Here is a 26056-nt window from a genome sequence, read left to right on the forward strand (position 1 = left end):
GCCGGTGTCGCCGGCGACAGCCGGTGTCACATAATGGCTTTGGTCGCCCTTAATCAAAATCGGTGGGCCGGGTTGTTTAAGCTGCGGAACGACGCTTTCAACGCCGAGACCGCGCGTTAGGTCTGTCGCGCGAATTCCTCCGAGACCGGCTCGGCCTTTCCCTCGATCAAGTCCTCTTCGACCGGCTCTTCAAGTGACTCTTCAGCACTTTCTTCAGGTTCCTCTGCCTCTTCAGCCTCTGATTGATCCTCAAGCGCGCCAACGATCAGAGGCAGCATGTGCACACCCGTCGCACTAGCAATCTCGGGCGTCTGAGGCGTCTGCCAGCTGAGCGTATCGAAGCTGCCGCAGTTCTGGCACACCGGTCCCCATTCAGGCTGAATGTCGTGGCAATTGGTGCAGACCCATTGCGGCCCGCGCGGTGCGTTCAACGCCTTGGCCAGCCAACCCTGAACCACCGCGTCCGAGGCGCCCTCGCCCCGTTCAATCGCAGCCATCAGCGTGTAGGCCCGTGCATCCCCCTGCTTTTCGACAACATCACCCAGCGCGCGTCGCGCTTCGGGGAAGTCTTCGGCTACGATGTTCAGCTCGGCCAAAATCAGGCGTGTTTCCATATTCTCTGAATGAATGCGGGTCAAAGCGGTGAACCGCTTGATCCGCTGTTCAGGTGTTTCGTCTGGCACAATCTCGGCAAAGGCATGGGCCAGATCGGGGTGAGGCTGTACTTCCCACGCCTTTTTCAGAATCTTGGTGGCTGCACGCGGTTTGCCCTTTTCGATATAGGCGCGCGCGGCCATGGCGGCTGCTGGGACAAGATCGGGTGAAAGGCGGTTTGCCTCAATCGCATGTTCCTGCTGTTCGACCGTCGCCGTGTCGTCCAGCAGCACTTTGGCCTCGGACAAAGCCAGGACTGCGTCGCGCCGTTTGAACACGTCGCGCGGCAAATACCCGGCCTTCAGCTTCGAGGTCAACGTGGACCGCGCACCGGCCCAATCCTGCGCTTTGGTCTGCAGGTTCAACAGCACATCCTGCGTTTCTTCATGCCGGGGTTTGAGGGCCAGAGCCTTCTCGGCCAGCTTGCGCGCGGTTTCATCATCGCCTTCGGCCAGCTTTTGCTTCATGATCCCGCGCACACCGACAAATCGCGTGGCGTTGTTGGTGACCAGCTTCTTGTAAGTCTCGGACGCTTTCTTGGTATCACCGGTCATCTCGGCTGCCTGCGCCACCAGCAAATTGGTCAGTTCCGGATTGTTCAGCAGCTTCTCGGCCTTATTGGCCTTGGTCATCGCCACGCGCCCCTCACCCGAGGCCAGCGCCATCAACCCGTCCGCCAGAGCCTGATATCCCCGCTTTTCCCGACTGCGATCGAAATAACGTGAAAGGGCGGTTTCATCACCGTTTAGGAATTTCAGCGTGGCGATCAGCAGCGTAAGCAGCTTGAAGAACAACCAGACCGCAAACACCAGCACGGCCAGCGCGATCACTGATTGCAGCGGGCCCAGTGTGTATTCGGTGCCTGCGACGGTGATCTGCACGCCGCCGGATGATTCCATCAAGAACCCAGCACCCATGGCCAGCAGGCCGATAATCGCAACAAAAACAAGGATCTTTAACAATGACCACAGCATGGCAGGTCCTTCAGTTTGAGTTCAGGCTTGAAGCAAGCGTATTTGCGGCCTCGACGGCAGAGGCCCGTGTCTGCGCCGCCTGCTCCCAATCCGCCAATGCGGTCTGCGCCGCTTCGGGCAAGGATTTCAGTTCGGTCAACGCCTTAGTGACATCACCATCCGCCAACGCCGCTTGAGCGCGTGACAAGACCGCGTCCGGATCGTCGCCCTCTTGCGGGGTCACCGACCGCGCGCCTGTCTGGCGCTGCAAGAAAGCAACGAAGCCGGTGCCTTTATCGGCATCACGGGCATCCGCCAGTGCGGCGCGGGCTGCGGGGGCAAACGAGCTGCGCAGCGCCGAAAGCGTCTCAACTCCGTCCTTCGAAGATGCAGCCAAGGCATCGGGTACATCGACACCACCGGCTTTCAGTTCAGAGACCAAATCTTCATAGGGTTGACCGGCATCCAATTGACCATGCAAACGCGACAGGATGGCGGCGTTGGTCGCCGCGCGCGCCTCGGCCGAAGCTTTAGCCTCTAAAGCCTGCGCGTCTGAGACCATCTTTTCCACTTCGCTACGCTGAGCGGCCAGAGAATCCTGTAGTTTCTTCAATTCCGCCTCGAACGCGGCTGTGGCCTCGGGCGAGACATTTGCTTCAAGCGGCTGCTTCTCAAGCGCGGTCAGGCGTTCCTCAAGCGGGTCGACCTTACCGGTCAGGCCATCAACACTGCTCTTCACGGCAGTCAGATCGCTTTCGACCGGAGCAAGCTTATCCGACAACGCCTTGATCTGATCTGACAAGCCCGAGACATCGGGGCCTTCAGCAAGAGTTTTTGTCAGTTGGGCAATCTGATCGGATTGTTCCGCCAGCTTCGACTCGAGTGCGGAAATTGCGTCCGAGCTATCGGCTCCTTGAGACAATAACCCGCTGTTGCCTGCAGCAAATCCGAGGCCTGCAGCAATAACCCCGCCCAACAAAGCCGGAACAAACCCACCGCGTTTTTCGACCGTGCGTTCGATCAGCTTTTCTTCGGTCGGCTCGGCCCTGTTCAGGGCTTCGGCTTCGGCTTCGGCTTCGGCTTCGGCTTCGGCTTCGGCTTCGGCTTCGGCTTCGGAAGTCAATTCGTCCGCAGCGTTATCCGCGTCAACGGATTTCTCATCCGACACTGCATCACTTTCGGTCTCGGCGGCTTCTACCACCTCTTCGACGCTGGGGTCTTCGACCGGTTCCTGATCGGGTTTCTTCTTATCAGCCACCGCGTTAATCCCCTTATCGATTCCCAAAACACATGAACAATAGACTAACCCAAGTTAATCTGCACCCGGCGCGCTCTCAACCCGCATCACGTGTTTCACGAGTTTTTTCACGGCTTTCTGCATTTTGTCCGGGGTCGGTTCATCCGCGATCTTCAGCCGCTCGAAACTCAGTGTTTTAAGGGGTTCCGCCGTGGCTTCGCTGATCGCGGCCAGCCACAGAGGCGCGGATCCGGCCCAGACATCGGCAAATTGTCGCGCTGTGCGGGGCGAAAATAGCGGGGCGATGATGGGCTGATCACCTTTGGCGGCGTGGGAAGCGTCATCACTCAGCGGCAGAAGTTGCTGTCGATAAATCGGCTGTTCTCGGGTGGTCAGCCCGGATTCAGTTAAACGCGCGGCCACGTTGCCACGGCTGTGTTCTCCGCGCAGATGTAGCAGCGGGCTGTTTGGCTTGAGTTTCAGCAGATTGGCCACCAGCCCTTCGGCCGTCGCACCCAGCATCTGCGCTTCCCACCCTGCTGCCTGCGCTGCCTGCGTGGTCACCGGACCAACGCAATAGGCGGGCAGGCTGCGTTCCACATTCAATAGGGCGGCGGCGTTCACGCCATTTGCCGAGGAAAAGATCAGTCCAGCAGAATCATCGGACTCAACCATGACACCCAGCGGTTCGATCTTTAACAAGGGTGAATGGATAACCGCGACTTGCGACCGAATGTGGTCCGGCAGTTGCGCAACGAACCTGTCCGAGGCGGCGCGAGGGCGGGTCATCAACAAATACAACGGTCGGCGCCTTCGGCCTTGGGATTGTTTGCATCCGCGCGGGGTGATACCCCGCTTGGCAATCATGATGCAACGGATCAGGCCTATGGTGCAAACACTTACCGTCCTTGGACTGGAAAGCAGCTGCGACGATACCGCAGCCGCCGTTGTGCGGCAGGGCACAGGCGTAGGGGCCGAGATCCTGTCATCCGTGGTGCATGGCCAGACTGAGTTGCACAGCGCCTATGGTGGCGTTGTGCCTGAGATCGCAGCGCGTGCGCATGCGGAAAAGCTGGATATTTGCATCAAACAGGCTCTAACACAGGCCCAAATTGGCTTAGATGATCTGGACGCTATCGCTGTCACCGCCGGTCCCGGCTTAATTGGCGGCGTAATATCCGGTGTGATGTGCGCAAAGGGTCTGAGCGCGGCGACCGGGCTGCCGCTGATCGGGGTGAACCATCTGGCCGGGCACGCGCTGACGCCACGCCTGACCGACGGGATTGCCTTTCCCTACCTGATGCTGCTGGTGTCGGGTGGTCACTGCCAATACCTGATTGCGCATGGTCCGGAGCAATTTACCCGACTGGGCGGTACGATAGATGATGCCCCCGGTGAAGCCTTCGACAAGACCGCCCGGCTGTTGGGCCTGCCGCAACCCGGTGGCCCCTCGGTCGAGGCTGAGGCGCGCGCGGGTGATGCCAAACGTTTCCGCTTTCCCCGGCCCCTTCTGGATCGCCCCGGATGTGACCTGTCTTTTTCGGGACTCAAGACCGCGCTGATGCGGATGCGGGATAAGGTCGTAGCCGAAAAAGGGGGGCTGACCCGACAAGATCGCGCTGATCTGTGTGCCGGATTTCAGCAGGCAATCGTCGATACTCTGGCCGAGAAAACCCGCCGCGCGATTGCCCAGTATCTTGAGGCATCACCGTCGGAACCGGTTATTGCCGTTGCCGGTGGGGTTGCTGCAAATACCGCCATTCGCGCTGCATTAGAGACCGTTTCTGCGGAAATGGGCGCCCGATTTATCGCCCCGCCCATGGCCTTATGCACCGACAACGCCGCCATGATTGCCCATGCAGGTATAGAGCGATTTCGCACCGGTGCGCGGGATGGGTTGGACTTGACGGCACGACCCCGCTGGCCCTTGGATCAAACCAGCCCGGCGATGCTGGGCAGCGGCAAGAAAGGAGCCAAGGCATGAGCGTGACCGTCCTTGGATCAGGTGCCTTTGGAACCGCTTTGGCGATATCATTGGCGGGAAATGGCCCCGTTACGCTTTGGTCGCGGAATCCCGAGCAGGCAAGGCAAATGCAGCAATCGCGCGAGAATGTCGATCGCCTGCCGGGCGTCACGCTGCCTGCCAAAATCACTGTGACTACCGAGATTGAACAGGCGGTGCGGTCCGACGTACTGCTGCTTGCTGCGCCAATGCAAAAACTGCGTGATGCCATGAACCTTCACGCAGCACGGCTGAGCGGGAAGGTTCTGGTTGCCTGTTGTAAGGGGATCGAACTGTCAACGGGTCTGGGTCCTGTCGCCGTCATCCGTCAAACCGTGCCGGACGCCCAACCGGCCCTGCTAACCGGTCCCAGCTTTGCCGACGATATCGCGCGTGGTTTACCCACGGCGCTGACGCTGGCTTGTGCTGATGCCGAACTGGGCGAGGCGCTTCAGCAAGAGCTGACAACCGCCAACCTGCGCCTTTATCGAACCGCAGATACCGTTGGGGCCGAATTGGGTGGCGCGCTGAAGAATGTGATGGCCATTGGCTGTGGCGCGGCCATTGGTGCGGGCCTTGGCGACAGCGCCCGCGCTGCTTTGATCACGCGCGGATTTTCTGAGATGCAGCGCTTTGCCGCCCAGCGCGGGGCACGGCCCGATACGCTGATGGGGCTATCGGGGCTGGGTGATCTGGTGCTGACCTGCTCATCCGAATTGTCGCGAAACTATCGTTTTGGCCTTTGTTTGGGTCTAAACAAGCCATTTGACACCACGACAACCGTCGAAGGTGTCGCCACTGCGCAGGCCATGTCCGAAATCGCAGCGAGCGAAGGGTTAGACATGCCCATCAGCGCAACGGTGGCGAAACTCAGCAGCGGTGCCTACAGTGTCACCGACGCGATTCAGGCCCTGCTGGGTCGCCCACTCAAGGAGGAATAATATGCTCATCGCCCTGATCGCCCGGGATAAAGCTGGTGCCCTACAGACCCGGCTGGACAACCGCACGGCCCATCTGGCTTACATTGAAGAAACCGGTGTTGTGGCGCAGGCTGGCCCGTTGCTGGACGGCGATGCAATGATCGGATCGCTGGTCATTCTGAACGTCGAGGATCTGGCCGCCGCGCAAGCTTGGGCTGAGAATGACCCCTACGCGCTGGCCGGCCTGTTCGACTCGGTTGAATTGATCCCGTGGAAAAAGGTCATCGGCTGATGGCATATTGGCTGTTCAAATCCGAACCCTCGACCTGGAGCTGGGATCAGCAGGTCTGCAAGGGAGACGCGGGCGAGGAATGGGATGGGGTGCGCAACTACCAGGCCCGCAATTTCATGCGTCAGATGCAGATTGGTGACCGGGGTTTTTTCTACCACTCGCAAAAGGACAAGGAGATTGTCGGCATTGTCGAAGTCTGTGCCGAGGCCCATCCCGACAGCACAACCGATGATGAGCGTTGGGAATGCGTGGATATCAAAGCCGTCCGGTCTTTCACAATTCCGGTCAAACTGGATCAGATCAAGGCGGATGAGCGTTTGGGTGAAATGGTTCTGGTCAAGAATTCACGCCTTTCAGTGCAGCCGGTCAGCGATACAGAATGGCAGTTGATCTGCGCTTTGGGCGAGACAGAGGCGGATTGAATGAAAAGGGAAGGCCCTGACGACTTCAGAACCTTCCCTACCCCGCGTGCTCCCAAGCTCACCACACGCATACGGAAATCTGTTGGTTCTGACCGTCCTGGTCATATCCTGACCTTAGCCGATTTCAGAACCGCGCTTCAAACGCCAAGTATTTAGAGTTTCAATCAAATACAAAACACCCGCCGGTAAGACCGACGGGTGCTGAAATGGTTCTTGGCTGGATCAGCTATAGACCGATTCTTTGCCGAAATGCTTGGTCAGCATGTAATAGACGACAGCGCGGTACTTGTTACGCTCGGACATGCCATAGGTCTCCATGGCCTTGTTGATCCCTTCCATCAGTTCGGGACCATCCGACAGGCCCAGCTTTTTGATGAGGAAGTTGTTCTTGACCGTCTCAAGCTCGCCTTCCTGGCTGGCCGCCACTGTCGACGCATCCGCGTCATAGATCGCCGGACCACAACCGATGGTGACCTTGGTCAGCAGGTCCATATCGGGGTCCATCCCGCATTTGCCTTTTAGATCTTCAGCGTATTTGGCGATCAATTCGTCGCGTTTGCCCATGTCCCAATCTCCTTAATCCATTGTCACGGAACTTTTTACCGATGCACGAGAGACTAGCCTTGTCGGCGGAATTCCCAAAAGGGAAAAATCACAAGGTTTCCCCCTAGGCTGAACTTCGCGGGACTCGGTGATTTGATTTTTTCAGATTTATTATTTAACATTTTTGTTAATTATGATTCCCGGAGGTCCCCATGCCCGTGACGTTACCGAATGAAACCACCGAATATCGGTCAGCTCGTAATGCACTTCTATCCGCCGAGCGGGACCTGAGAGCAAAGGTTGAAGAGGTCGCGGCCTTGCGCCGTTCTCTTCCAACCGGAGGCAAAACCCCTAACGATTATGCGTTCCGAGATCTGGCAGGCGAGGGTGCGCCTATGTCGTCGCTGTTTGGCGATAAGGATACGCTGATTATCTATTCGCTGATGTACGGACCCGACGCGGAACGCCCCTGCCCTATGTGTTCGGCGTTTCTGGACGGGCTGAACTCTCAGGTTCATCATCTGAAGCAGAACGCCTCGGTCGCCGTAGTGGCGCAGAATACGCCCGAAAAACTCTCGGCGCTCAAGGATGAGATGGGTTGGAATGCGCTGCCGCTCTACTCAGCATTAGGGACGAATTACCAACGTGACTATCTGGCCGAGACCGACGGGGGTGATCAGCTTCCCATCCTGAATGTCTTTCAACAGCTCCCTGATGGCATTCATCACTTCTGGAGTTCCGAGCTGTTCTTTGAACCCAGCGATTGGCATCCCCGGCACGTGGATGCGGCTTGGCCACTGTGGAATGTTCTGGATTTCACGCCACAGGGCCGCGGCGATTTTATCCCGTCTCTACGCTGAGGTACTATCGGCAGTAGCCCCAGCCGGGCCCCTGCAGGTGGAAGTGATCGGCATGTAAGCGGTTGTAGTCAGGGCCAAGCACCACGCGGAACCAGTCACAGGCTCCGCGCCATATCTGGCGCAGAAAATCGGCCTCGGGCCCGTCAGCGTCCCAGTCAGCCAGCAGGTTCAAGCTGCGCCCGTCCGAGAGATCCATTCCGACGATGTCGATCGCGTCCGCAGTGGCGTGACTGCTCCAACCATTGTCTTGTCCTTGCGCGGTGCGCATCCGGCGGCAATTATAGCTGCCGATCTGACGCAATCTGCTGACGGAAGTCCCCAGTAGTTGCTGCGCAGCGGGTTGCACAACATGGTGTTCCCACATGACAAGCCGCAAAGTTGTGGCACACCGGGTCTCGACTGCAGTGACGCGGGCGTTCACCAGACCAGACAACCGGCCGCGTCCCTCGATTCCGCAATTCTGGTCCACCACCAGATCGTCCAGCGGATCAAACCGAGCTCCAGCCTCGGCCAAGGCTGCACGGCATAAAGCGTCATCCGCCAGTGCGCGGTTCAACTGGTAGGGAGTGACCGGAGTCACTGGCGCGGTCACGGTCAGATCACGCAGCGGGTTCCAGTGCGGGGGTACAGGCGTATTGGGATGGGCAAGCAGCCACCAAACGCCGCCGCCCAACAAGGTCAACAGCGTTAAGAGGCCGAAAAGAAAAGACGCCGCCGAAAGCAGGATTCGGCGACGTCTGGAAGCTTTGGTCATGCGTCTTTCGCACTTAGTAGCGGTAGTGTTCCGGCTTATAGGGGCCTTCGGGTTTCACGCCGATATAGGCCGCCTGATCGCTGTCCATCTGGGTCAGCTTCACGCCGATCCGGTCCAGATGAAGACGGGCAACTTTTTCGTCCAGATGCTTGGGCAGGATGTAAACTTCGTTCTTGTATTCATCGCCTTTGGTGAACAGCTCGATCTGGGCCAGAACTTGGTTGGTGAAAGAGGCCGACATCACGAACGAGGGGTGACCGGTGGCGTTGCCAAGGTTCAGCAAGCGACCTTCGGACAGCAGGATAATGCGGTTGCCCGAGGGCATCTCGATCATGTCCACCTGTTCCTTGATGTTGGTCCATTTGTGGTTCTTCAGGCTGGCCACCTGAATTTCGTTGTCGAAATGGCCGATGTTGCCGACGATGGCCATGTCCTTCATCTCGCGCATATGCTCGATGCGGATCACATCCTTGTTGCCGGTTGTGGTGATGAAGATGTCAGCGTTTGCGACTTCCTCTTCCAGCAGGGTGACTTCGAACCCGTCCATGGCCGCTTGCAGCGCGCAGATCGGATCGACCTCGGTCACTTTCACGCGGGCGCCTGCGCCACGCAGCGAGGCTGCCGAGCCTTTGCCCACGTCACCATAGCCGCAGACCACGGCAACCTTACCGGCCATCATGGTGTCGGTGGCGCGGCGAATACCGTCTACCAGCGATTCCTTGCAGCCGTATTTGTTGTCGAACTTCGACTTGGTGACCGAGTCGTTCACGTTGATCGCCGGGAACGGCAGGTGGCCATCTTTCACCAGCTGATACAGGCGGTTTACACCGGTGGTGGTTTCTTCAGAGACGCCTTGGATCTGGTCGCGCATTTTGGTGAACCAGCCCGGAGACGCGGCCATGCGCTTGGCGATCTGCTTCTTGATCACCTCTTCCTCTTCCGAACCCGGAACAGGGATAATGTCCTCTCCTGCCTCGGCACGTGCACCCAGCAGGATGTACAGCGTCGCGTCGCCGCCATCGTCCAGGATCATGTTGGGGCCTTCGTCGAACAGGAAGGATTTGTCCAGATAATCCCAATGCTCTTCCAGCGTCTGGCCCTTGATGGCAAAAACGGGAATACCAGCCTCGGCAATCGCCGCCGCCGCGTGGTCCTGCGTTGAGAAGATGTTGCACGACGCCCAGCGCACATCAGCGCCCAGCGCCACCAGTGTTTCGATCAGAACGGCGGTCTGGATGGTCATATGCAGTGAACCGACGATCCGCGCGCCAGACAGCGGCTTGCTTTCACCGTATTCGGCGCGCAGGGCCATCAGGCCCGGCATTTCCGTTTCAGCGATATCCAGTTCCTTGCGGCCAAACCCGGCCAGCGAAATGTCCTTAACGATATAGTCCCCGGCCATCAGGCTCTCCACTCCGGTAAATCTTGGTCCGGGCTGCCCCTAGCATTCCTTGGGACAGGAGGCAATGTGGATGGCCGGAAACAGGAAGTCTGGTGACAAAATATCAGCTTGGCGTGCCCTCTGCCTTGATTTTGGGGATCGCTTCAAAAAAATCAGTGCCAACGGCGACAATACAACTCATGCCGTTCGCCTGGGTCACCAAAACGGTATAACTTCCCGTTTCCTTCGAGGTCCAAACCTCCATGACCGTCTGCCCGCCACGTGATTTCTGAAGACCGCCAAAGGTTAATTCCTCGGAGTAATTGTCTTGCAGTTTGGTAATCACGTGCTCGCGCTCTGCGCAGTTCTGGGCAAAGGCGGGTGGCGCGGTTGCGGCCATTCCGAAGGTCAGGGTTATTGCAAACAAACGCTTGAACATAGCAAGCTCCTTTCGATACGAGTTTCGTTTCGAGAGGGCGCAACTGGGAGGAGTCAGCACCCCCCTCAGTCCTTGATGTCGGGATCGTATCGCGCAGGTTCAAAGCACGAATGCTCAAGAAATTGTTGGCAGCATGTGATCCAGACAGATACATCATACCACAAGAACGCGAATTGAACGTGTCCCAGTTCACAAGGCATGGTAAAATGGCAACACAACCCAGAGCGTGGCAAAGAATGCTGTCGGGCCGTCGGCTGGATTTGCTGGACCCGACACCCGTGGATATCGAGATCGAAGATATCGCGCACGGGCTGGCCTTTGTGGCGCGGTGGAACGGTCAGACCAACGGGGATTTTGCCTATTCCGTGGCCGAGCATTCCTTGCTGGTGGAAGAGCTTTTTGGCCGCATCGCACCAAATGCACCGACGAAATGGCGGTTGGCGGCACTGTTACACGATGCCCCCGAATATGTGATTGGTGACATGATCTCTCCGGTGAAATCCGCCGTTGGCCCGGATTATGGTGATTTAGACGACCGGCTGGCTGCTGCGATTCATATACGTTTTGGGTTGCCCGCCGTGGTACCAAAAACAGTGAAACGCCAGATCAAGAAGGCGGACAAGATCAGCGCCTGGATGGAGGCGACGCAGATCGCGGGTTTTTCTGATACCGAAGCATCAAAGTTCTTTGGTCGTCCGGACAAGGCAATATTAGAGGGGTTGCAGATCAAACTGCGTCCCCCGATTGAGGTGCGACAGGCCTATACCGCGCGGCATCAGGAATTGTTGGGCAGCATTTAGGTCGCCAATAGATCAGCAGCTCGGCCTATGCTAATTTTCCGCTAAAACAAGACCATAATCGGACCAGGTTCAGATGAGCGACGCAGACAGCCAGATACCGGTCACGAACGCGCAGATGGAATATGCCAACGCGTGTTTACGTGAAGCGTACAATCTGACAGGCCGAGGGCGGGTGCGCAATCTGATCCGAAAGTCACTGCTGCCACAGTTGATCGCCTACCGGGGCATTCGAATCCACCTGCACCCTTATGACAATTTCAGCGAATTCTCTCTTTGGCAGAAGGGCCGGTCCCCGGAAGAGCTTGAGCTGAATTGGCTGAAAGAAAGCTTTGCGGGGAAGACTCTCAAGGTTTTGGATATCGGTGCAAATTTTGGTCTGTATTCACTTTTCTTGTCGTCAATTCTTAGCCCGGACTCCCGGATTCATGCGTTTGAGCCTAATCCGACACTGGCCGAACGCCTCAGCAATAATTGCTCTCTGAACGGATTTGGCAACGTGGAGCTGAACACTTTCGCGATCGCGGGCGAAACTGGTGAAGCGACGCTTATTATAGAAAAGCGGGGCGACACGGCCACCAATCTTGGTCAGGCGCGTTTGGCAAACGACACAGCGTATCTGGAGCTATCAAAATACGATACGATTGAGGTGCAGACCCGAACACTGCTTGAGCTTACACATCTGCATGATGCCGATTTTGCCAAGCTTGATGTTGAAGGGCACGAGCCGAACATTCTTATGCCTTTTCTTGAAAGCGCAGAAGATGCAGCGCTTCCCCAATATCTACAGCTGGAAACCGTGAATCTTGGTGATAGCGCCGAACGCCTGTTTGCCTCACTTTCTGATCGTGGCTATGAAAATGCCTTTCAAACTCAACGTAATATCATCTTCAGAAGATAGGCCGTGCAAGGAAGAATCACGATCATGATCAAACCCACTCAGGCCAAGCCGATATGAAGGTTGGGCTATTCTCCTGCGCCAAGGATGAAGGGCCGTTTATACTTGAGTGGGTCGCGTATCATCTGCTGGTCGGGTTTGATCCTATTCTGATTTACAGCAATGACTCGACAGACGGCACCGCCGAGCTGCTTGATGCGCTTGATAAAAACGGGGTTATTTCCCATGTTCTGCAAGATCTGAAACCCGGGCAAGTACCACAGCATACAGCGGCGGAAACGGCCTATGCGCATCCTTCGCTTAACGATGCCGATTGGCTGATGTGGCTTGATAGCGATGAGTTTCTTTTCTGTGCAAACGATGAAAATCAGGTCGCAGGTCTCGTCGAACGCTGTTCCGGTTTCGCCGAGGGCATCGCCGTGAATTGGTTGATCTTCGGAAATGGGGGCAACGACAAGTGGGAACCGGGGCTGGTCACGCAACGATTCCTAAAGCGTGCCGATACAGATCATAATTTGCATCGCTACTTCAAAACGCTTTTTCGAAAGTCTGATAAAATACAGGGGTTTGGCCTCCACCGACCCCACTTACAGCCAGACTTTCGGAACGATGGATCGCAATTTGTAAATGCTACGGGCCTGCCGATGCACGAACACATGTATCGTACGGGATCACGGCGAAGACATGCGCTGGGCGCCGCGCCCGAGCATCTGTCTACACACGATTGGGCTGCTGTCATTCACTACCCGGTGAAAACGCGAGACAGTTTCGCGCTCAAGCGGCAGCGCGGGCAAGGCACGAAAGCGACAGATGCACCCAACCGGTCCAGCCGGTTTCGTGAAAGGTATTGGAACAAGTACAACCAGAACAGCGTCGTGGATGATCGAATGCTGGCGATGGGTGGCAAGCTACAGGCAAAGGTTGATGAGTTGCTGTTATTGCCTAAAGTTGGGTGCGCGCACTCTGCCTGCCTTAAGAATTACGCGCTGAGGCTTCAAACTCAGGCTCAACCCGCGCCCTGAAAGTCGTTTGGAACGGCCCGGAGAATACACGCTATTAAGTCTACGGGTCTATCTTGGACTGCGCTTCGCCAGAATCCGCTGCAACGTCCGGCGGTGCATGTTCAACCGGCGCGCGGTTTCCGAGACGTTCCGGTCGCACAGTTCATAAACGCGTTGGATATGTTCCCAGCGGACGCGGTCGGCGCTCATGGGGTTTTCCGGCGGCGGGGGCAGTTCGTCGCCCTTGGCCAACAGAGCGTTGGTGATGTCAGTGGCGTCGGCGGGTTTGGACAGATAGTCGGTTGCACCAATTTTGACCGCCGCAACGGCGGTGGCGATGGCGCCATAACCGGTCAGAACCACAACCCGGCTGTCGGGGCGTTTTTCGCGCAGCACTTCAACCACGTCCAGCCCATTGCCATCTTCAAGTCGCAGATCGACCACGGCATAGGCAGGTGGGCGGGCTGTGGAAATGGCGCGGCCTGCGGCGACGGAACCCGCGGTTTCAACCTCGAATCCGCGTTTTTCCATGGCCTTGGCCAGACGTCTTAGAAACGGCTCGTCATCATCTACCAGCAGCAGCGATTTGTCGGGGCCTATTTCAAGCTGGGAACTGTCTGCCATATGTGGGTCTTTCCGCTATTTCATGCCTCTTGGCTTAAACATGAGTAATAGCAGCGCCATTCCAAAGGTCAAACCGACTGTTGAGGATCAGGCCTGATCAAGAAAGCAGCCAATCTTGTCCGCCATCTGCTCGGCCGTTTCATCGCGTTTGAAAAATTCCAGAAACCCGTCCTCGGGCGTCATCAGATAGGTAAAGGTCGAGTGGTCGACCAAATAATACTCATCGCTTTTGTCTTGGGCCTTGTAATAGGTCTTGTACGCCTTGCTGGCCGCCTTGATCTGCTCGGGCGATCCGGTCAGGCCAATCACGCGTTCATGCAGGTTGAATGCGAAATCGCCCACGACCTCGGGGGTATCGCGATCCGGGTCTATCGAGATGAACAACGGCGTCACCGACTGACCGCGCTCGGCCAGCAAATCGATCGTGTCGACATTGCGCGACATGTCAAAGGGGCAAACATCCGGGCAGAAGGTATAACCGAAGTAGACAAGCGTGGGCTCGGTGATCACATCCTTGTCGGTTACCGTCTCACCATTGGCGTTAAGCAGTTCGAACGGTCCGCCGATTGCGGCGCTCCCACCCGCAATCTGAGACGAGCGGCACTGCGCGTATTTGTCGTCCGCGCCGCCCCGCGTCAGCAGCCACATGGCGCCAAGACCAATTGCAAGAACAACAGTTGCGAGAATAGCATAAAGACGAACCATGGCGCGTATCCTGATACGAAAGGGGATGTTGATCGATTCTGCCGGGACACCTATCAACATGTCGGACCGACGCAATAGGACATAATCGACAGATGACGAATTCCAACACCAGTCTTTGGCGTGGGCAGGAGCGCAGTACCTGGATCAGGCTGCGCACGCTGATCCTGCTGCGATGGGTCGCCATTATCGGCCAGTTTACGGCCATCACGGTTGCACAGAAATATTACGACGTTCAGCTTGAGCTGGCATTGTGTTATTTCGTCATCGGCATTTCGGTGATGGGTAATCTCACGGCGATTCTGTTGTTTCCCGAAAACAAGCGCTTGTCGGAATTCGAGAACTTCCTGATGGTGCTGTTCGATCTGCTGCAGCTGTCGATCCTGTTGTATCTGACGGGGGGGCTAAACAACCCGTTTGCGCTGCTGTTGCTGGGTCCGGTGACGATTTCTGCGAATGTAATGAGCACCCGCTCGACCCTGATCATCGGCAGCGTTGCGGTGATCCTGACCACGTTGCTGGCGCAATTCCACCTCCCGCTGAGAACCAATCTGGGGTTGGTGCTGGATATCCCCGATATTTTGCTGTTCGGAAACTGGGCGGCGATTATCATCGCCATCGTTTTCATCGGCGCCTATTCGCACCGCATCAGTTCCGAAGTTCAATCGATGTCTGAAGCGCTCTCGGCCACCCATATGGCGCTGGCGCGCGAGCAAAAGCTGACTGATCTTGGTGGTGTGGTGGCCGCAGCCGCGCATGAGTTGGGTACGCCGCTGGCAACGATCAAGCTGGCCAGTTCAGAACTGATCGAAGAGCTGGACGACCGGCCTGAGCTGATGGAGGACGCAGCCTTGATCCGCGAACAGGCTGACCGCTGCCGCGACATCCTGCGCGATATGGGCCGAGCTGGGAAAGATGATTTGCACCTGCGTCAGGCGCCTCTGTCCACCGTGATCCATGAAGCGGCAGAGCCACATATCAATCGTGGTAAAGTGGTGCATTTCGACGAAGGACCAGTTGCGGATGGCGATGTGCAGCAGCCCTCGATCCTGCGCAAGCCCGAGATCATTCACGGGCTGCGCAACCTGATCCAGAACGCAGTGGATTTCGCCCAGTCGACGGTCTGGGTCGAAGCTGAATGGACCTCTGATCGGATCAGCGTTTCGATCATGGATGATGGGCGCGGCTACCCCTCCCACATCATTGGTCGGATTGGTGACCCATTCATGCGCCGCCGCCGCGCCGATCGCAGTAGTCGGCCGGAATACGAAGGCATGGGGCTGGGTCTGTTCATCGCCAAAACCCTGCTGGAACGCAGCGGTGCCGAACTGAGCTTCGCCAATGGCGCGGACCCTTATCAGACCCTGACTGACCAACCGGACCGCAGGGGGGCGATCGTCAATGTCGTTTGGCCGCGCAAGCTGATCGACGCGCAAACCGGGGACACTCCTGTTCCCTCGGGCGCCAACCAACCGTTCCAGATCTGAGTTAAGACCCCGTTAACCATTGTTGTTCATATAGATTCAAACGTTTTACCCGGGGGTTGGAGCAATGGCCGAATGGATCGTTCTGGCCGCAATCAGTGTGGTTTCGGCCAGCTTTGCGATATTGTGGCTCTTGCCACGCCATCAGGCCAAAACAAGAGATTTCGGGCTGTCAGCGCCCGGAGCGCTGTTCGATGTTGTCTTCCTGTTCGATGGCGACCGGTTGATCAGCCACTCCGATATTGCGCTGGCAGGTTACGAATCCGTCAGCAACTGGGCTGATCTGCGGCGTTTGCTGCAACGTGATTTTCCCGCTTTCCCCGAAACGCCCGAGATTGTCCGGTCCGGGGGCAACATCGCCGTTTCAGCCATCGACTGCACAGTCGAGCGCGAGGTTCTGTGCGAATGGATCGATGGTATCATTCGGGTTCAATTACGTGATCTGACGGGGACCATCCCTGCGCCACGCCGTGACCAGCGCGATCCAATTCGTTTGGCGATGGAGCAGGCGCCCTACCCTGTTTGGCTGATAGATCACCGTGATAAGGTGGGCTGGTGCAATGCGGCCTATGTACGGTTGGTTCGCAAGATCGCGGGACCGGATGCCGATCTGACGGACCCTCTGTTTCCTTCTCACAGGGACGAGGCGCAGCTGAGTCGAAAAACCCGTGTCTCGATTCCGGTTAGGGACAGCGATGCCAAGCTCTGGTTTGACCTGACCCAGGTCGCACACGAACAGGATCAGTTGTGTTACGCGGTCGATATCAACGCGATTGTCGAAGCCGAGACAGCGCAGCGCAAGTTTGTGCAGACCATGACCAAGACCTTCGCGCAGCTCTCCATTGGTCTGGCGATCTTTGACCGCAACCGGCAACTGGCCCTGTTCAATCCAGCGCTGATCGATCTGACCACCCTGCCACCCGACTTCCTGAGCCTGCGCCCAAGCCTGTCCAGCTTTTTTGACCGGCTTCGCGACCAGCATATGATGCCCGAGCCTAAGAACTATCGCAGTTGGCGGCGCCAGATGAACGACCTTCTGGAGGCGGCTCAGGACGGGAACTATCAGGAAACCTGGTCGCTGCCATCAGGATCGGTCTATTCCGTCAGTGGTCGCCCGCATCCCGATGGGGCAGTGGCTTTCCTGTTCGAAGATATCACCGCCGAAATCACACTGACCCGACGGTTCCGCGCTGAAACGGACCTTATGCAATCCATTCTGGACAAGCTGGCTGATGCCATCGCGGTGTTTTCGGATGACGGTTCGCTGGCGATCACAAATTACGCCTATCAGGTGTTGTGGGGCGACAGCGGCGAAGTAGGATTCGAACCAGCAACGGTGCTGGAAATCACACGCCAATGGCAGGAGCACTGCACCGCCACGCCGATCCTTGGCGAGATCCGCGAATTCGTCACCGCGCGAGAGAATCGGGCCGAATGGTCGGCTGAACTGATCCTAAAATCCGGCGGCTCTTTGAACTGCACGGTCAGCCCCATGCAAAACGGGGCAACAATTGTCCGTTTCGCCTCGGACAACCCGGTCAGGAACATCACGGAAATACAAAAAATCAGCGCCTGAACCGGTTGCAGCCGACCCGGCGCAGGTTCATTGTGACGCCATGAACGCACCGCTGACTCTGACCTCGAAATCCCCATTCGACACTGCTGAAGTTGCCACCAAACTGGGTGGCGCATTGCAGTCTGGCGATACTATCCTGCTTGAAGGTACCATCGGCAGCGGCAAAACCCATTTCGCACGCGCATTGATCCAATCTCTTCTGTCCGCTCCCGAAGATGTGCCTTCGCCGACCTTTACTCTGGTTCAGGTTTACGAGACGCAGCTTGGAGAGGTCTGGCATTCAGACCTCTATCGTCTTTCTGCCGTGGAAGAGATCGAAGAGCTCGGGCTGGTCGACGCCTTCGACGCCGGCATTTGCCTGATCGAGTGGCCTGAAAAGCTGGGTCCTCTGACGCCAGAGCCGGCCTTACTGATCCGGTTCACCACAGACGCCAACGAACAAGATACGCGACAACTTAAGATGTCGTGGACAGACCCGAAATGGAACGCCAAGCTGGAGGGGATCCAATGACGAACCGGGCCATTCTGGCAGAAGCCTTGATCGCGCAGACACCATGGAACGGCGCACGGCATACGCCTTTGGCGGGTGATGCCTCGAACCGCCGGTACGAGCGTCTGACCGACCCTGCCACCGGCCGGACCGCCGTTTTGATGGATGCTCCGCCCGACAAGGGCGAAGCTGTTGAACCCTTCGTGCGTATGTCGAAATACCTGCGTTCCATTGGGTTGAGTGCGCCGGAAATCTACGCCGAGGACTGCGAATACGGGTTTCTGTTGCTCGAAGATTTGGGCGACGATCTGTTCGCACGCGTCTTGCGGGACGATCCGACGCTTGAGCGCACGCTGTATGACGCCGCAACCGATGTACTTGTCCATCTTCACGCGGCGCCGACGCTTTCGCTCGACAGTTACGACCCCGCTATGATGACCGAATTGGCGGCGCTATCGTTCACGAAATATGCGCAAGGCATTCTTGGATCGCACGACGACGAGGCCCGCGCCCGGTTCGAGCTGCGCTTTGCGGATATCCTGCACCGGGAAACCGGCGGAACACGGGTTGTTGTGCAACGCGATTACCACGCAGAAAACCTGATCTGGCTGCCCGAGCGCGAAGGTCTGGCGCGCGTCGGTCTGCTGGATTTCCAAAGCGCGATGCTGGGGCATCCCGCCTATGATTTGATGTCACTGCTACAGGATGTGCGTCGGACTGTGCCCGCCGGGATCGAGATGCGGATGATCGACCGCTATATCACCGCAACCGGCGTCGATGGGCATGATTTCCGCACCGCATATGCTGTTCTGGGCGCACAGCGTAACCTGCGCATTCTGGGCGGTTTTGCCCGGTTGGCGACCGATTATGGAAAGCCACACTACGTCGACCTGATCCCGGCTGCGTGGGCACATTTGATGCGCGATCTCGAACATCCCGCGTTGGTGCCGGTGGCAGACCTGTTGCGCAGCGCCCTGCCCGCCCCAAACCCCGAGAACCTGGCAAAACTGAGGGCGCAATGACCGGCACCCCCCAAGCTGCAATGCTGTTTGCCGCGGGCTTTGGTACTCGCATGGGTGTCCTGACCAAAGACCGGCCCAAACCGCTGATCGAGGTGGCCGGGCGGCCCCTGATTGATCACGCACTGGATCTGGTCGATGCGCTAAGGCCGTTGCGGGTTGTTGCCAACCTGCACTACCACGCTGATCAGTTGGCTGATCATCTGGCGGGCTGCGACGTTATGATATCGCGGGAAGAACCGCGCATTTTGGATACTGGTGGTGGGCTGCGCGCAGCGCTACCTCTGCTTGGATCCGATCCCGTATTCACCTTGAACAGCGACGCGATCTGGGCTGGGCCCAACCCGCTGAATTTACTGAAGGATCAGTGGAATCCGGATAAAATGGATGCGCTGCTGATGTGCGTTCCAGTTGGGCAAACCCTTGGCCACACAGGCCCTGGTGACTTCACTCAGGACAGCACAGGGCGGATCGTCCGCGGTGCAGGTCTTGTTTACGGCGGGGTACAAATTCTGAAAACCGAAGGGCTACATGACATCGCTGAGGACGTGTTTTCATTGAACGTATTGTGGGATCGAATGCTGCAGCAAAAGCGCCTGTTCGCACTGTCTTACCCCGGTCGCTGGTGCGATGTGGGGCGTCCCGAGGGTATTGATCTGGCCGAGGGGCTGATTGCCGATGTTTGAGCCCAGCGCCCTGCCCCGGGTATTCGCCATTCCTCCGGGCGCGGATTTCCCCAAGGTGCTGGTTGACGGTCTGCATGAGCGATTTGAGGGGCAGCCGCCCGATGCGCTGGCCCGGGTACAACTGGTAATCAACACCCGCCGGATGGCGCGCCGGGTGCGCGATCTGTTTGATCAAGGTCCCGCTTGCCTGTTGCCACGCCTTTCTTTGGTCACCGATCTTGGCGAAAGCGCCGATCTGGCGCAGATCCCACCCGCAATCCCGCCTCTGCGTCGCAAGCTGGAGCTGACGCAGCTGATCGCAAAACTGTTGGACCAGCAACCCGATCTGGCGGCCCGGTCCTCGCTGTTCGATCTGTCTGACAGTCTGGCCGGGCTGATCGACGAGATGCAGGGGGAAGGTGTCTCGCCCGATGCGATCAGGCAACTGGATGTCAGCGACATGTCCGGCCATTGGGCACGGGCGCAGGCCTTTATCGGCATCGCCGATCAGTTCATGGAATCCGGTTCGGAGGCGCTGGATGCGCAGGCCCGACAGCGGCGCGTGGTCGAGAACCTGATCGCGCGCTGGGAGGCGTCGCCGCCCGAACATCCTGTCATTCTGGCAGGCTCTACCGGGTCTCGCGGGACCACCCTGATGCTGATGCAGGCGGTCGCGCGTCTGCCTCAGGGGGCGCTGGTGCTGCCTGGCTATGATTTCGATCAGCCTGAACATGTTTGGCACAATCTGGATAACCCGCTGACATCTGAGGATCATCCTCAATACCGGTTCCGCAAGCTGATGCTTGGGCTAGGGCTTGGCCCGGATCAAATCCGGCCATGGACCACGGATCAGGCCCCTTCACCTGCCCGTAACAAGCTGATTTCGCTTGCATTGCGCCCTGCCCCGGTCACCGACGCATGGATGACTGAAGGCCCGCTCCTGCCCGACCTGAACGGTGCGACCAAGGATGTGACGCTGATCGAGGCGCCCTCGCCCCGGGCCGAGGCCTTGGCCATTGCGCTACGCCTACGGCAAGCCGCCGAGACCGGCCAGACCGCCGCGCTAATCACCCCCGACCGGATGCTAACCCGGCAGGTCAGCGCCGCACTGGACCGGTGGAATATCCTGCCCGATGACAGCGCGGGCCTGCCACTGCAGCTGTCTCCGCCCGGGCGGTTCCTGCGCCATGTCGCCGGGCTGTTCGCGCGCCGCCTGGATGGCGAGGCTCTGCTGACGCTGCTCAAACACCCACTGTGCCATGACGGGGGCGACCGGGGCAGCCACCTGCTGCATACCCGCGATCTTGAGCTTGACCTGCGTCGCTATGGCCCGCCCTTTCCCGACAGCGCCAGCCTGACCGCTTTCGCCATTCGTACTGAAGCGCCCGAGGACTGGGTCCGCTGGGTTACCGAGACTTTTTGCGATCAATACGACCCCACCGAACAGCCACTGCCGGACTGGGTCGCCCGGCTTCGCACGCTGGCCGAGATGATCTCGGCAGGTGCAACCGGTGAATCTGGCACATTGTGGGACAAGAACGCGGGCCAGAAGGCGCTTGCGGTGATCTCTACTTTGGAAGCCGAAGCACAGCATGGCGGCGCGATGACCGCCCATGACTTTGCCGACCTTCTGGGCGCGTTGTTGGCAGGTGAAGAAGTCCGCGACCGCGATGCACCTCACCCGCATCTGATGATCTGGGGCACGCTGGAAGCGCGCGTTCAGGGTGCGGATCTGCTAATTCTGGGTGGCTTGAACGAAGGCAGCTGGCCCGAGGCTGCGGCACCCGACCCCTGGCTGAACCGTCAGATGCGCAATGAGGCCGGTCTTTTACTGCCCGAACGCAGGATCGGCCTGTCCGCGCATGACTTCCAGCAGGCGGCAGGTGCTGCAGAGGTGGTTTTGACCCGCGCTACCCGCTCGGATGATGCGGAAACCGTACCATCCCGTTGGCTGAACCGCATGACCAACCTGTTGCAAGGCCTGCCTGAACAGGGTGGAACTAGGGCGTTAGAAGCAATGCAAGCGCGGGGCCAACGGTGGCTGGATTGGGCAGAGATGCTGGAACATGCACCCCGAATCGCACCCGCGCACCGCCCGTCGCCACGACCACCCGTCGCGGCGCGGCCACGGCGGCTATCGGTGACCGAAATCAAACGCCTGACCCGCGATCCGTACGCCATATATGCCCGGCATATCCTGCGATTGAGACAACTGGACCCGCTGGTTCAGGCGCCAGATGCCCTGCTACGCGGTATCGTCATCCACGAGGTGATGGAACAATTCGTGCGCGACAGCGTTCTGGATCCGGCTTTGTTGACCCGAGAAAATTTCCTGAAACGCGCCAAAGCTCTGCTGGACGACCACGTTGCGTGGCCAACTGCCCGAAAGCTGTGGCTGGCGCGGCTAGAGCGGATTACCGATAGCTTTCTATCCGCCGAGATTCAGCGCCGCACCGATGGCGGGCCTGTGGCTTTTGAGGTTGGGATGCGCCTGGCGTTGACGCCGCTGGACTTCACCATTGCCGGACGTGCCGACCGAATCGATCGAAGCGGGCAGGGGGCCTTGCGTATCATCGACTACAAGACGGGCACTCCGCCGACGGAAAGTCAGCAAGCCAAATTCGACAAACAACTGCTGATCGAAGCTGCAATGGCCGAGCAGGGCGGTATCGAAGGATTCGATCCGCTTCCCGTTGCACAGGCGATCTTCATTGGCATGGGCGGCACCTATAAAGAAGTGCCCGCACCGCTGCAGAAAGAGCCGACCGACAAGGTGCTGGCCGAACTGAAAGAGCTCATTTCAGCCTATTTAGAGCCTGATCAGGGGTTCTCTTCACGCAGGATGCTGCACAAGGACACAGATATAGGGGACTATGATCACCTCGCCCGGTTCGGCGAGTGGGATCGTTCGGCGGAAACCGAACCGGAGGACCTGACATGACCCCCCGCAATGATGCCACCGAACGGCAGGTTCAGGCCGCGCGCCCGGACGCTTCAACCTGGCTGGCGGCCAATGCGGGCTCGGGCAAGACGCGGGTGCTGACCGACCGGGTGGCGCGGTTGTTGCTGGATGGGGTGCAGCCGCAGCATATCCTGTGCCTGACCTATACCAAGGCCGCGGCCAGCGAGATGCAGAACCGGCTGTTCAAACGTCTTGGCAAATGGGCAATGTTGGGCGACGGCGACCTTCAGGCTGAGTTGGTCGAACTTGGCGTACCAGGCCTGATCGATCCCGACCGGTTGGCGCAAGCACGGACACTGTTTGCCCGCGCCATCGAGACACCCGGTGGATTGAAAATCCAGACGATCCACTCGTTCTGTGCTTCGCTGCTGCGACGGTTCCCGCTTGAGGCAGGGGTCAGCCCTCAATTCTCCGAAATGGAGGATCGCGCCGCTGCGTTGCTGCGCGAAGAGATCATTGAGAGTTTTGCCGAAGGCCCTCAGGCCGAATTGATCGAAGACGTTGCCCGCTTTGTCACCGATACCGGTTTTGACAAACTGACTGCCGCTGTTGCGCAGAAACGAAATCAGTTTGAACATGTGCTGCAATGGCCGGACGTTCTGCGACGGTTTGATCTGCCCGAAGGTTTTGATGAACAGGTCCTGCTGCGCAGCGTGTTTCTGGGCGGTGAGGTCGATCTGATCCGGTCCATTTTGCCCGCGCTTTCGGAAAGCGGTGGAAACAATGCCAAGGCTGCCGACAAGCTTTCCGGTTTTACCGACGCCCGGTTGAGCAGCCTGCCAACACTCGAAAACGTTTTGTTGACGGGAAAAGGCGCGAAGGAGCCCTTTACCGCAAAACTCAACAGCTTCCCGACCAAGGCGCTGCGCGAAGGGGTGCTGGCTGATTGGATGCCCCAGCTTGAAGCACTGATGCTGCGCGTTGAAGCTGCGCGGGAACAGCGGCTGGCGCTGGTTGCGGCCCAAAAAACCCATGTATTGCACCGCTTTGCTGCGGCTTTCCTGCCGGAATACACGCGGCGCAAGCAGGTGCGGGGTTGGCTGGATTTCGACGATCTGATCCTGCGCGCGCGGCAGGTTCTGAACGACCCGGCGGTGGCGGAATGGGTGCTGTACCGGCTCGACGGTGGCATCGATCACATTCTGGTGGACGAAGCGCAGGACACCAGCCCAGATCAGTGGGACGTGATCGAAAAGCTGGCACAAGAATTCACCAGCGGGGAAGGGGCCCGATCCGGGGTTGAGCGCACGATCTTTGTGGTCGGCGACAAGAAACAGTCAATCTATTCCTTCCAAGGTGCCGACCCGCAAGCCTTTGACCAGATGCAGGCCGAATTTGGACGAAAACTCCGAGAATCAGGCTCTAAACTGTGGGATTCAACGCTGGAATATTCGTTCCGCTCGTCCAGCGCGATCCTTGGGCTGGTCGATATACTGTTCGAAAACCATGTAGAAGCCGGGTTCCACAAGGATGCCTTACACCGGGCATTCAAGGCCGATCTTCCTGGGCGCGTCGACCTATGGCCGGTGATCGAGAAGGTTGAAGACGAGGATGACAGCGATTGGACCGATCCCGTTGATCGACCCGGCGCGCGGCATCACACCGTCATTCTGGCAGAACAGGTTGCCCGGTCAATCAAGGATATGATCAGGGATGGCGCCACCATTCCCGATGATGGCGATGCGTCGGGGACATTTGTCCGGCGCAAAGTGCAACCCCGCGACTTTCTGATCCTTGTCCAACGCCGCTCGGACCTGTTTGCCGAGATCATTCGCGCCTGCAAAAGCGAGGGTCTGCCCATCGCGGGGGCAGATCGCCTGAAGGTGGGCGCGGAATTGGCGGTCAAGGATCTGGCTGCTTTGCTGAGCTTTCTGGCCACACCCGAAGACAGCTTGTCACTGGCGACAGTCCTGAAATCCCCACTGTTTGGCTGGACGGAACAACAGTTGTTCGATCTGGCTCATCGCAGGGAGGAAACTTATCTATGGGCAGCGTTGCGCAATCGTGCCGAGGAGTTCCCGGTAACGCTTGCGATTCTGAACGACCTACGCGGTCAAACCGACTTTCTGCGTCCTTATGATCTGATCGAACGTATCCTGACGCGCCATGACGGGCGACGCAAACTGCTGGGCCGGCTTGGGACCGAGGCTGAGGATGGTATCAACGCGTTGCTGTCGCAGGCGCTGGCCTATGAACGGACAGATATCCCAAGCCTCACCGGTTTTCTGGTCTGGATGCAAACCGACGATCTGGAGATCAAGCGCCAAATGAGCGGAGTCGGCAATATGATCAGGGTGATGACCGTTCATGGCTCGAAGGGATTGGAATCACCGATCGTAATCCTGCCGGACACTGGTAAACGACAGCCACCACGAGATGCCGAGATCATGATGGCGGGCGATACTCCGTTGTGGAAAGTGCCTTCTGATGCCTCACCTGCATTGATCGCAGCTGCGCGCCAAGAAGCCAGAACGCGCGAGGAGAATGAGCGGCTGAGGCTGCTCTATGTGGCTCTAACACGGGCAGAAAAGTGGTTAATAGTGGCGGCCGCCGGGGATGTAGGCAAGGATGGCAACAGTTGGTATCAGATGGTTGAGGCCGCGATGGCGCGGGCAGGGGCTACTCAGGTGCCCGGCACCCAGACCCTTCGACTGGCGCATGGAGATTGGGAGGCTTTGTCTGCCGTTGAACAGGGCAGCATCCCGCACAACGAACAGCATTTGCCTGTATTTTTTGACCACCCCGCGCCAAATGCACCCGCGCCAGCCGAAACGCTCAGCCCCTCTGATCTAGGGGGTGCGAAGGCCTTGCCCGGAGATGCGGGGCAGGATGAAGAGGCGGCGAAACGACGCGGATCGCAGCTGCACCTGTTGCTCGAACATCTTCCTGCTGCCGCACAGGATCAATGGCCGCAGCTTTGCGCACGGCTTCTGGCCGATATGCAAGATGTTGAGCGGCAAGATCTGCTGACTGAGGCCACATCGGTGCTGACGGCCGAATATCTGAAACCGGTCTTTGGCTCGGATGCGCTGACCGAGGTTTCGGTCTCTGCCGATCTGAACGGCACGCGAATGCATGGGGTCATCGACCGGCTGATTATCACGGATAAAGAGGTGCATGTAATTGATTTCAAATCCAATGCGACTGTTCCAACCGGGCCAGAATCCTGCCCCGAAGGGCTGTTGCGCCAGATGGCGGCCTACGCCCATGCCCTGTCGCAAATCTATCCCAATCACAGTATCCGCACCGCTATCTTGTGGACGCGAACCGCGCACCTGATGTGGTTGCCACACGATATGGTGACGGACGCCCTGACACCGAACCCTATATCTTGACCTTGCCCGGTGCCGCACCTAGGTTCTGAGCCCAAGCATTCCCAGT

24 protein-coding genes are annotated in these 26056 nt (G+C 58.2%); 15 read left to right on the forward strand and 9 right to left on the reverse strand.

Annotated elements, in window-relative coordinates:
- Positions 1–116 precede the first annotated feature (116 nt).
- The 3 genes from AC2TEM_RS17675 to AC2TEM_RS17685 are packed head-to-tail and all read right to left on the reverse strand — an operon-like array spanning position 117 to position 3633.
- Positions 117–1628, reverse strand: a complete 1512-nt coding sequence (locus tag AC2TEM_RS17675; RefSeq protein ID WP_480856342.1) for a heme biosynthesis HemY N-terminal domain-containing protein — start codon at positions 1626–1628, stop codon at positions 117–119.
- A gap of 10 nt (positions 1629–1638) precedes the next feature.
- Positions 1639–2865, reverse strand: coding sequence for a hypothetical protein (locus AC2TEM_RS17680; protein ID WP_170609186.1), 1227 nt, complete (start codon positions 2863–2865; stop codon positions 1639–1641).
- Positions 2866–2919: 54 nt separating this feature from the next.
- Entirely contained in the window at positions 2920–3633 is a 714-nt protein-coding gene (locus AC2TEM_RS17685) for a uroporphyrinogen-III synthase (RefSeq protein WP_170425396.1), read from the reverse strand.
- 97 nt (positions 3634–3730) lie between these two features.
- Here AC2TEM_RS17685 and tsaD point away from each other — a divergent pair, with 97 nt between their 5' ends.
- From tsaD to AC2TEM_RS17705, 4 genes are read left to right on the forward strand one after another with little or no spacing between them, the layout of a single operon-like run.
- Entirely contained in the window at positions 3731–4828 is a 1098-nt protein-coding gene (gene tsaD, locus AC2TEM_RS17690) for a tRNA (adenosine(37)-N6)-threonylcarbamoyltransferase complex transferase subunit TsaD (RefSeq protein ID WP_170425393.1), read from the forward strand.
- A complete protein-coding gene (locus AC2TEM_RS17695; RefSeq protein ID WP_170425390.1) occupies positions 4825–5787 on the forward strand; it encodes an NAD(P)H-dependent glycerol-3-phosphate dehydrogenase in 963 nt (320 codons plus the stop codon). Before tsaD ends, AC2TEM_RS17695 begins: the two co-directional genes overlap by 4 nt.
- A gap of 1 nt (position 5788) precedes the next feature.
- Positions 5789–6058, forward strand: a complete 270-nt coding sequence (locus AC2TEM_RS17700) for a YciI family protein (RefSeq protein WP_170425387.1) — start codon at positions 5789–5791, stop codon at positions 6056–6058.
- A complete protein-coding gene (locus tag AC2TEM_RS17705; protein WP_170425384.1) occupies positions 6058–6480 on the forward strand; it encodes an EVE domain-containing protein in 423 nt (140 codons plus the stop codon). Before AC2TEM_RS17700 ends, AC2TEM_RS17705 begins: the two co-directional genes overlap by 1 nt.
- 222 nt (positions 6481–6702) lie before the next feature.
- On the opposite strand, the gene AC2TEM_RS17710 is transcribed toward AC2TEM_RS17705, so the two are convergent.
- Positions 6703–7044, reverse strand: a complete 342-nt coding sequence (locus AC2TEM_RS17710; protein WP_170397892.1) for a DUF2853 family protein — start codon at positions 7042–7044, stop codon at positions 6703–6705.
- 191 nt (positions 7045–7235) lie between these two features.
- Here AC2TEM_RS17710 and AC2TEM_RS17715 point away from each other — a divergent pair, with 191 nt between their 5' ends.
- Positions 7236–7883, forward strand: coding sequence for a DUF899 family protein (locus tag AC2TEM_RS17715; protein ID WP_170425381.1), 648 nt, complete (start codon positions 7236–7238; stop codon positions 7881–7883).
- A gap of 4 nt (positions 7884–7887) precedes the next feature.
- On the opposite strand, the gene AC2TEM_RS17720 is transcribed toward AC2TEM_RS17715, so the two are convergent.
- The 3 genes from AC2TEM_RS17720 to AC2TEM_RS17730 all read right to left on the reverse strand — a co-directional run bounded on the left by AC2TEM_RS17720 (position 7888) and on the right by AC2TEM_RS17730 (position 10457).
- Positions 7888–8637 carry an extensin family protein gene (locus tag AC2TEM_RS17720; RefSeq protein ID WP_170425378.1) on the reverse strand — a complete coding sequence of 250 codons (750 nt, stop codon included), beginning with the start codon at positions 8635–8637 and terminating at the stop codon, positions 7888–7890.
- Positions 8638–8650: 13 nt separating this feature from the next.
- Entirely contained in the window at positions 8651–10039 is a 1389-nt protein-coding gene (ahcY, locus tag AC2TEM_RS17725; protein WP_170425375.1) for an adenosylhomocysteinase, read from the reverse strand.
- 103 nt (positions 10040–10142) lie between these two features.
- Positions 10143–10457, reverse strand: a complete 315-nt coding sequence (locus AC2TEM_RS17730) for a hypothetical protein (protein ID WP_170397881.1) — start codon at positions 10455–10457, stop codon at positions 10143–10145.
- Between the two features lie 206 nt (positions 10458–10663).
- Here AC2TEM_RS17730 and AC2TEM_RS17735 point away from each other — a divergent pair, with 206 nt between their 5' ends.
- The 3 genes from AC2TEM_RS17735 (at position 10664) to AC2TEM_RS17745 (ending at position 13174) form a co-directional block, all read left to right on the forward strand.
- Entirely contained in the window at positions 10664–11257 is a 594-nt protein-coding gene (locus tag AC2TEM_RS17735) for an HD domain-containing protein (protein WP_170397878.1), read from the forward strand.
- Between the two features lie 208 nt (positions 11258–11465).
- Entirely contained in the window at positions 11466–12155 is a 690-nt protein-coding gene (locus AC2TEM_RS17740) for an FkbM family methyltransferase (RefSeq protein WP_480790627.1), read from the forward strand.
- 53 nt (positions 12156–12208) lie between these two features.
- Positions 12209–13174: a glycosyltransferase family 2 protein gene (locus tag AC2TEM_RS17745; RefSeq protein ID WP_170425369.1), complete on the forward strand. Its 966-nt coding sequence runs from the start codon at positions 12209–12211 to the stop codon at positions 13172–13174.
- 48 nt (positions 13175–13222) lie between these two features.
- On the opposite strand, the gene AC2TEM_RS17750 is transcribed toward AC2TEM_RS17745, so the two are convergent.
- Both AC2TEM_RS17750 and AC2TEM_RS17755 read right to left on the reverse strand, forming a co-directional pair.
- Positions 13223–13777, reverse strand: a complete 555-nt coding sequence (locus AC2TEM_RS17750) for an ActR/PrrA/RegA family redox response regulator transcription factor (RefSeq protein ID WP_039542641.1) — start codon at positions 13775–13777, stop codon at positions 13223–13225.
- A gap of 87 nt (positions 13778–13864) precedes the next feature.
- Positions 13865–14482: an SCO family protein gene (locus tag AC2TEM_RS17755; protein ID WP_170407931.1), complete on the reverse strand. Its 618-nt coding sequence runs from the start codon at positions 14480–14482 to the stop codon at positions 13865–13867.
- A 92-nt stretch (positions 14483–14574) separates the two neighbouring features.
- On the opposite strand from AC2TEM_RS17755, the gene regB reads away from it, so the two are divergent.
- From regB to addA, 7 genes are all read left to right on the forward strand, one after another.
- Positions 14575–15966: a sensor histidine kinase RegB gene (gene regB, locus AC2TEM_RS17760; protein ID WP_170397866.1), complete on the forward strand. Its 1392-nt coding sequence runs from the start codon at positions 14575–14577 to the stop codon at positions 15964–15966.
- Positions 15967–16030: 64 nt separating this feature from the next.
- Positions 16031–17539, forward strand: a complete 1509-nt coding sequence (locus AC2TEM_RS17765; protein WP_170407929.1) for a PAS-domain containing protein — start codon at positions 16031–16033, stop codon at positions 17537–17539.
- 40 nt (positions 17540–17579) lie between these two features.
- A complete protein-coding gene (gene tsaE / locus AC2TEM_RS17770) occupies positions 17580–18050 on the forward strand; it encodes a tRNA (adenosine(37)-N6)-threonylcarbamoyltransferase complex ATPase subunit type 1 TsaE (RefSeq protein ID WP_170407927.1) in 471 nt (156 codons plus the stop codon).
- Positions 18047–19051 (forward strand): phosphotransferase, encoded by a 1005-nt coding sequence (locus AC2TEM_RS17775; protein WP_170425366.1) that lies wholly within the window; start codon positions 18047–18049, stop codon positions 19049–19051. Before tsaE ends, AC2TEM_RS17775 begins: the two co-directional genes overlap by 4 nt.
- Entirely contained in the window at positions 19048–19734 is a 687-nt protein-coding gene (locus AC2TEM_RS17780; protein ID WP_170425363.1) for a nucleotidyltransferase family protein, read from the forward strand. Before AC2TEM_RS17775 ends, AC2TEM_RS17780 begins: the two co-directional genes overlap by 4 nt.
- Complete coding sequence (gene addB, locus AC2TEM_RS17785; protein WP_480856343.1) at positions 19727–22654, forward strand: double-strand break repair protein AddB; 2928 nt, start codon at positions 19727–19729, stop codon at positions 22652–22654. The genes AC2TEM_RS17780 and addB overlap by 8 nt, the downstream gene beginning before the upstream one ends.
- Positions 22651–26010, forward strand: a complete 3360-nt coding sequence (gene addA, locus AC2TEM_RS17790) for a double-strand break repair helicase AddA (protein WP_170425358.1) — start codon at positions 22651–22653, stop codon at positions 26008–26010. The genes addB and addA overlap by 4 nt, the downstream gene beginning before the upstream one ends.
- Positions 26011–26056 lie beyond the last annotated feature (46 nt).

The sequence above is a fragment of the Ruegeria sp. HKCCD3925 genome (assembly GCF_057221175.1).

Bases quoted from the DNA above. Each gene is read 5' to 3' on its own strand.
- AC2TEM_RS17675 (WP_480856342.1), bottom strand. From the start codon at position 1,628: ATGCTGTGGTCATTGTTAAAGATCCTTGTTTTTGTTGCGATTATCGGC.
- AC2TEM_RS17730 (WP_170397881.1), bottom strand. From the start codon at position 10,457: ATGTTCAAGCGTTTGTTTGCAATAACCCTGACCTTCGGAATGGCCGCA.
- AC2TEM_RS17700 (WP_170425387.1), top strand. From the start codon at position 5,789: ATGCTCATCGCCCTGATCGCCCGGGATAAAGCTGGTGCCCTACAGACC.
- AC2TEM_RS17695 (WP_170425390.1), top strand. From the start codon at position 4,825: ATGAGCGTGACCGTCCTTGGATCAGGTGCCTTTGGAACCGCTTTGGCG.
- regB (WP_170397866.1), top strand. From the start codon at position 14,575: ATGACGAATTCCAACACCAGTCTTTGGCGTGGGCAGGAGCGCAGTACC.
- addA (WP_170425358.1), top strand. From the start codon at position 22,651: ATGACCCCCCGCAATGATGCCACCGAACGGCAGGTTCAGGCCGCGCGC.
- tsaD (WP_170425393.1), top strand. From the start codon at position 3,731: ATGGTGCAAACACTTACCGTCCTTGGACTGGAAAGCAGCTGCGACGAT.
- AC2TEM_RS17780 (WP_170425363.1), top strand. From the start codon at position 19,048: ATGACCGGCACCCCCCAAGCTGCAATGCTGTTTGCCGCGGGCTTTGGT.
- AC2TEM_RS17755 (WP_170407931.1), bottom strand. From the start codon at position 14,482: ATGGTTCGTCTTTATGCTATTCTCGCAACTGTTGTTCTTGCAATTGGT.
- AC2TEM_RS17775 (WP_170425366.1), top strand. From the start codon at position 18,047: ATGACGAACCGGGCCATTCTGGCAGAAGCCTTGATCGCGCAGACACCA.
- addB (WP_480856343.1), top strand. From the start codon at position 19,727: ATGTTTGAGCCCAGCGCCCTGCCCCGGGTATTCGCCATTCCTCCGGGC.
- tsaE (WP_170407927.1), top strand. From the start codon at position 17,580: ATGAACGCACCGCTGACTCTGACCTCGAAATCCCCATTCGACACTGCT.
- AC2TEM_RS17685 (WP_170425396.1), bottom strand. From the start codon at position 3,633: ATGACCCGCCCTCGCGCCGCCTCGGACAGGTTCGTTGCGCAACTGCCG.
- AC2TEM_RS17715 (WP_170425381.1), top strand. From the start codon at position 7,236: ATGCCCGTGACGTTACCGAATGAAACCACCGAATATCGGTCAGCTCGT.
- AC2TEM_RS17750 (WP_039542641.1), bottom strand. From the start codon at position 13,777: ATGGCAGACAGTTCCCAGCTTGAAATAGGCCCCGACAAATCGCTGCTG.
- AC2TEM_RS17720 (WP_170425378.1), bottom strand. From the start codon at position 8,637: ATGACCAAAGCTTCCAGACGTCGCCGAATCCTGCTTTCGGCGGCGTCT.
- ahcY (WP_170425375.1), bottom strand. From the start codon at position 10,039: ATGGCCGGGGACTATATCGTTAAGGACATTTCGCTGGCCGGGTTTGGC.
- AC2TEM_RS17745 (WP_170425369.1), top strand. From the start codon at position 12,209: ATGAAGGTTGGGCTATTCTCCTGCGCCAAGGATGAAGGGCCGTTTATA.
- AC2TEM_RS17765 (WP_170407929.1), top strand. From the start codon at position 16,031: ATGGCCGAATGGATCGTTCTGGCCGCAATCAGTGTGGTTTCGGCCAGC.
- AC2TEM_RS17710 (WP_170397892.1), bottom strand. From the start codon at position 7,044: ATGGGCAAACGCGACGAATTGATCGCCAAATACGCTGAAGATCTAAAA.
- AC2TEM_RS17705 (WP_170425384.1), top strand. From the start codon at position 6,058: ATGGCATATTGGCTGTTCAAATCCGAACCCTCGACCTGGAGCTGGGAT.
- AC2TEM_RS17735 (WP_170397878.1), top strand. From the start codon at position 10,664: ATGGCAACACAACCCAGAGCGTGGCAAAGAATGCTGTCGGGCCGTCGG.